5 protein-coding genes are annotated in these 4,946 nt (G+C 40.1%); 1 reads left to right on the forward strand and 4 read right to left on the reverse strand.

The window, feature by feature from the left end; genetic code table 11:
* Positions 1 to 208: 208 nt before the first annotated feature.
* A complete protein-coding gene (hemE, locus tag CXF78_RS09985; protein WP_101086245.1) occupies positions 209 to 1,273 on the reverse strand; it encodes a uroporphyrinogen decarboxylase in 1,065 nt (354 codons plus the stop codon).
* Positions 1,274 to 1,729: 456 nt separating this feature from the next.
* On the opposite strand from hemE, the gene CXF78_RS09990 reads away from it, so the two are divergent.
* Entirely contained in the window at positions 1,730 to 2,197 is a 468-nt protein-coding gene (locus CXF78_RS09990) for an Rsd/AlgQ family anti-sigma factor (RefSeq protein ID WP_011635970.1), read from the forward strand.
* A gap of 72 nt (positions 2,198 to 2,269) precedes the next feature.
* On the opposite strand, the gene CXF78_RS09995 is transcribed toward CXF78_RS09990, so the two are convergent.
* From CXF78_RS09995 to CXF78_RS10005, 3 genes are all read right to left on the reverse strand, one after another.
* Positions 2,270 to 3,319 (reverse strand): MJ1255/VC2487 family glycosyltransferase, encoded by a 1,050-nt coding sequence (locus CXF78_RS09995; RefSeq protein WP_102036686.1) that lies wholly within the window; start codon positions 3,317 to 3,319, stop codon positions 2,270 to 2,272.
* Between the two features lie 157 nt (positions 3,320 to 3,476).
* Complete coding sequence (locus CXF78_RS10000) at positions 3,477 to 3,989, reverse strand: phosphatase PAP2 family protein (protein ID WP_102036687.1); 513 nt, start codon at positions 3,987 to 3,989, stop codon at positions 3,477 to 3,479.
* Positions 3,990 to 4,445: 456 nt separating this feature from the next.
* On the reverse strand, positions 4,446 to 4,694 hold the full coding sequence (locus tag CXF78_RS10005; RefSeq protein ID WP_011635967.1) for a YgjV family protein: 249 nt from the start codon (positions 4,692 to 4,694) through the stop codon (positions 4,446 to 4,448).
* Between the last annotated feature and the right edge of the window lie 252 nt (positions 4,695 to 4,946).

Here is a 4,946-nt window from a genome sequence, read left to right on the forward strand (position 1 = left end):
GCAGGCCATAAAACCTAAATCAAAATCATAAAAAACATCTGAATTCCGGCTCACAAGCATTACCGGAAAGACGTAAAATAGAAAAATAGAAAAATAGAAAAATAGAAAAATAGAAAAACTAACTGCTCACATTCAAAAGCTAAAAAACAAAAAACGATCAACAAAAAAGCGAATCCGAAGACTCGCTTTTTTAGTCAATACCACTGAATTACTTGTGGTATTTACCTGACAACTCATGCACAGAATTGATAAATGCACCAGCATGTTCAGGATCAACATGTTGATGAATACCATGGCCTAAGTTAAATACATGGCCAGTACCTTCACCATAACTCGCTAGAATTTGATCAACTTCTTGATGAATACGCTCTGGCGTAGCATACAACATTGATGGGTCCATGTTGCCTTGTAGAGCCACTTTATGACCTACGCGACGACGAGCATCACCAATATCAACAGTCCAATCTAAACCTAATGCATCACAACCGGTTTCAGCCATAGACTCTAACCATAATCCGCCGCCTTTAGTAAACAAAGTAACTGGCACTTTACGGCCATCAGCAAAACGAGTTAAGCCATCAACAATTTTTTGCATATAGCGTAATGAGAACTCACGGTAAGCGTGATGTGATAACGCACCGCCCCACGAGTCGAATATCATTAACGATTGTGCGCCGTTAGCCACCTGAGCGTTAAGATATAACACCACAGAGTCTGCTAACTTATCTAATAACATATGCAATGCAGCTGGTTCTGCATACGCCATACGCTTGATTTTTTCGAAAGTTTTGCTTGAACCGCCTTCAACCATGTAAGTGGCCAAAGTCCAAGGTGAACCCGAAAAACCAATTAACGGCACAGAGCCATTCAGTTCACGACGAATGGTACTCACTGCACGCATTACATAACCCAATTCATCTTCTGGATCTGGAATACATAATTTTTTGATTGCATCGATGGTGTCAGTTGGACGTTCAAAACGCGGACCTTCACCTGCTTCGAAATACAAACCTAAGCCCATTGCGTCTGGCACGGTCAGGATATCTGAGAATAAAATCGCAGCATCTAAGTCATAACGACGTAACGGCTGTAAAGTGACTTCGCAAGCCAATTCGGCATTACGGCATAAAGACATAAAGTCACCCGCTTGAGCACGAACTTCTTTATACTCAGGTAAATAACGTCCCGCTTGACGCATCATCCATACTGGAGTGACATCAACAGGCTGCTTTAGCAACGCACGTAAATAACGATCATTCTTTAATTCTGCCATGTGGACTTTGTTCCTAGACTGTTATGATTTCTGCTGGGCGTTAGTTTAGCACTTACGCGATTAATGTAACCACTCATGCAGAATTTATGTGAGCTATTCCTAAATCTATAGTCGATTTTATTAACACAATCGCTACTATGCTCACAAAACACACAATACTGATGTGTAAATCGCAATTTATCCGATTATAAGTTGCGTCACGCTAAGTGGTTTGGTATAAAAAGTGTGCGCTAGCAAGAACAATCAAGAAGCCCGATAAATCGAGCCTTTGAAAACTTCGTTACCCCGTGATGGCATGCCATCACGGGGTTTTTTATTATTCCGCTTAGTGCCCTCTATTCTTTTCATCCCCAAAGCAAGCTAGTCGATAAGCAAATAAAAATAAAACAGTTGATCGTAATACACTTTGTCCAATACATTAGTTGTTACAGAATGACTGCCAATTAGAGAGAAGACATGCTAACAAAATTAGAAAAAGCAGAAAAACGCTGGGGCGGTTCTCATAATTTAATTGATCAATGGCTTAATCATCGCCGCAAATTATTAATCCAATATTTTATCGTTGCCGGATTAGCGCCTTATTCGCGCAGCGAAAAATCACTGCCAAGCATGGATCAAGTCAAACAATTTTGTGCCCAATTAGTTGATTATGTGTCAGAAGGCCACTTTGAAGTTTACGACAACGTTGTTAAAGCTTGCGAGAAGTTTGGTGAAACGAGCATCGAAACAGCCAACGCCTTATTACCGCTGATTAGCGAAAGCACAGACGCGGCATTGGATTTTAATGATAAATATACTGATGCATCTGATGAACAAGTGCTGTATCAACTAGACAACGATTTATCACATTTAGCACAAGCAATGGAGTCGCGTTTCGAATTAGAAGATCAGCTTCTTGAATTGCTATATCAACGTCTTCCTTAATTAAGTCAGCCCATTAAAAAGTGCGATAAATTGACGCACTTTTTTAATACAGAAACTTGATTGCAGCAAACATTATTGCCGTTTATGCCAGTTTTCAGGCAACTCGACTTGTGACCATAAATGTTGACATAAATTTTGTGACTGATGCCAATCGCCCATTTTTAACCACTCTACCAATGCATCGCCGACTTGTGGGTACGCAATAGGCTTAGGTGATGGGCTTTTTAACCAACGCTTGAGTATGGCAAAATCTAAAGTTTGCATACTTTCTGCCGCGGCAAGTAATTCTAACGCCGCAACGTTAGCAGACTGCTCAAACTGCCCCAGTAACGGTTTTACTAATAACTTCTTACCTAACGTCATCGCTTCACTGGCCAGCTCAAAACCAGCATTGCCAATCACCCCACCACATTGAGCCATATGCTGTTTAAAGCCTTCACGATTAAAGCCATGCCAATGAACATGCTCTGCTAATGGTTTCAATGGTTTAGTGCTGTGGTAAACAGAAAAGTGGTATTGATCAAATGGGGCTAAAAATGCCGCGATACGATCAGGCTCTTCAAAGGGTAAATAGACTAAAATTTGATGGCTATGATCACCACCATTGGGCCACACCTCTACAAATGGAGGTAAAATAGGAAAGCCAAAATGATGCCAATGACAACCTAAAGCAATATCGACGGGTGCAAAATGGTTAAGCAAAAATTCATTAAACCAACTGTTGCCTTGCTTAGGGACTGGATATTGTAATGCTGCTTGGTGACTAATGGCGATTGATGGAACATTTTGTTGTTTGGCCGCCCAAGCACTCACAGGTTCAAAATCGTTCAATACTAAGTCATACCCCGTTAAATCTAGCTGCTTAATTTCAGAGAAAATAGGAGTAGTTAAATTATTTTTGGCGGTTTTCACGGAATTAACTCGACCATTTTCGGTTATGAATGTCATACCGTTACGGGTCTGATAATCGCCAAAACATTGCATATCAAAGTAGTGTTGTTGTTTTCGGCCTGAAAATAGAAAATCGACATCAATATTATGTTGCTTAAGCGCTTTAGACATCACGCGTGCGCGACTGATATGGCCATTCCCTGTGCCTTGAACTCCGTACAAAATTTTCATATTGCCTTACATCCCTCTACGGCTGAATGATCAAGATTAAAACGTTGTACTTCTTTCTACATAAACAGTTACTACATGAGGAGTGACTACAGAACCTTTACCACATGTACTCTGACGGCATGAGCGATTACGACATGGGCGTTCTTAACATAAGTTTTTACAGCATGAGTTGATCGACCAGTAATACCGAGCCGATCCCCAAACCAGCGCCAGCGATAATATCCACAGGATAATGCACTCCCAAAGCAATACGTGATGAGCCAACAAAACAAGCCCAAGCAAACGCAATAGTTGCTAAGGCAGGAAACACCAGATTCACTACGCTAGCAAACACAAAGGCACTAGCTGTGTGCCCTGAGGGTAAGCTAAATTTATCAGCTGGCTCAAAACATGATTCAAACCCTGCTAAAGCGTGGCAAGGACGATGACGTCGAATGCTATTTTTCAACAGTAGATACAACGGCAACTCAACCAAGAAACTCCCCAACACTAAATTAAAAAAGTGCTGACCGTTGGGATGGAAAAATAACAGCGCAACAGATAAATAAGCATAATAGTGACCATCACCGGTTGCAGATACACGTTTAGCAGCCTGATTTAAGCCGTTATCTCGACTAAATTGCACTACCCAATAAAACCAATATTTATCTAACTGACTGATACTCTTCATGCCTGACTCCATGTCAAACGTCGGCAATATCATTTACCTAATATTAATCCGACTAAAGTTATGTATTTGTTAACAGTTTAGATAATAGACAGAGGTAATGAACACGAGGTGACAGTTAGCCTAAAGTTTTATGACACTGCCCAGAGCTGAATTTAACGTTAGAAAGTCACCATGGTAGAAGCTTAACTGCCGATGTTTACTGGCGAGATCATTTCAACTGAGAATAAGAGATTAGACAAATTGATGTTACTCAAAAGAAGCATTAATACGTTCATAGGGAGCTTATTGCGGGCGGTTATAACGCAGGCAGTAGAATGAAAAGCGGTTTGATATCTGTTTGTGGTTTAAATTAATGCGATTTAAAGCAATAACCCCTCAAGTTTGGCTTGAGGGGTTATCAATCGCGACCGTGTTATCGTCATTCGCTAACACGATAACTTAATATGACTCGTGCAATTATGCAGTTTGTGGCTGTGCACTTTTATTACGATAAATCTTAATTAAGTGAAAAATGTTAATGCATGCAACAAAGGCATTCATGCCCGCTACTGGCCACGCTTCGATTGCATATCCGTAGGCAACAAAAAAAGAACAGCCGACAAAGTTTAACCATCTTAGTAAAACGATGTCTTTCATCATTAGTGAAATGGCAACCATAACTGATGCTGCATAACCTAAGACTTCAATAATATTGATATTTTCCATAAGAACCTCTGTTTCAGGCTCTCTGCCTTCCGTATGCGTAACGGGGGATCCGTGCCCCTAAAGCTAGTATTATTTTGTAAACTAACATTAATAAATCTAGCAATATGCTAACAAACTGTTGAACAAAAATGTAATTAAAAAACGTATTAGGATGACCTAAATCAACATATATCGACTAATTGGTTCAATTTGAAAGAAAATTACTTACAAATTTGATCCTTGTTCTCTATTTAGGTCAATGCGTCATTTGGG

This window comes from Shewanella sp. 11B5 (assembly GCF_002836795.1).
Lineage (GTDB): Bacteria > Pseudomonadota > Gammaproteobacteria > Enterobacterales > Shewanellaceae > Shewanella > Shewanella frigidimarina.

Bases quoted from the DNA above. Each gene is read 5' to 3' on its own strand.
- CXF78_RS10000 (WP_102036687.1), bottom strand. From the start codon at position 3,989: ATGAAGAGTATCAGTCAGTTAGATAAATATTGGTTTTATTGGGTAGTG.
- CXF78_RS10005 (WP_011635967.1), bottom strand. From the start codon at position 4,694: ATGGAAAATATCAATATTATTGAAGTCTTAGGTTATGCAGCATCAGTT.
- hemE (WP_101086245.1), bottom strand. From the start codon at position 1,273: ATGGCAGAATTAAAGAATGATCGTTATTTACGTGCGTTGCTAAAGCAG.
- CXF78_RS09990 (WP_011635970.1), top strand. From the start codon at position 1,730: ATGCTAACAAAATTAGAAAAAGCAGAAAAACGCTGGGGCGGTTCTCAT.
- CXF78_RS09995 (WP_102036686.1), bottom strand. From the start codon at position 3,319: ATGAAAATTTTGTACGGAGTTCAAGGCACAGGGAATGGCCATATCAGT.